2 pseudogenes are annotated in these 517 nt (G+C 45.8%); both read left to right on the top strand.

The features are described from left to right. Nucleotides 1-158, top strand: a pseudogene (locus R7Q46_RS30315) (copper homeostasis protein CutC); the annotation flags it as partial. Between the two features lie 69 nt (nt 159-227). After that, nucleotides 228-517: pseudogene (locus R7Q46_RS30310) on the top strand (polyphosphate kinase 2); the annotation flags it as partial.

The raw sequence follows: 517 nt of genomic DNA, 5'->3' as shown, positions 1-517 counted from the left end.
ACGTGCAAGACGTCCATCTTTCAGGCAAAACCACACGCCCTAGCCAAATGACCTTTATTGCTGAACAAAGCAAAATGGGCGCTTCAGATGTCGATGATTTTGCGATTCCTATTACCAGTACTCAAGCCATCGCCAACGTCGCAGCAGCTCTCAAATAACACACTCGAAATCCCCACTTCCTACGTTGAGTGCTAACATATTGAGCATCAAGGAGTGAGGAACGAATAATGTCTAAGCTAAAGAAAAAGGAATACGAACAAGAGCTTAAAAAGCTGCAGGTCGAATTGGTAAAGCTGCAAGAATGGGTTAAACACAAAGGACTAAAAGTCGTCGTTCTGTTTGAAGGCCGTGATGCCGCAGGCAAAGGCGGCGTAATTAAGAGAATTACGGAAAAGTTAAATCACCGTGTTTGCCGCGTAGTGGCATTGCCCGCCCCGACTGAAAAAGAAAAGACACAATGGTACTTTCAACGTTATGTCGCGCACCTGCCATCCGCCGGTGAAATCGTCTTGTTTGA

This window comes from Vibrio sp. 811, from assembly GCF_033339195.1.
Note: the sequence above shows the minus strand (reverse complement) of the source record. Positions and strands in the feature narration are given on the sequence as shown.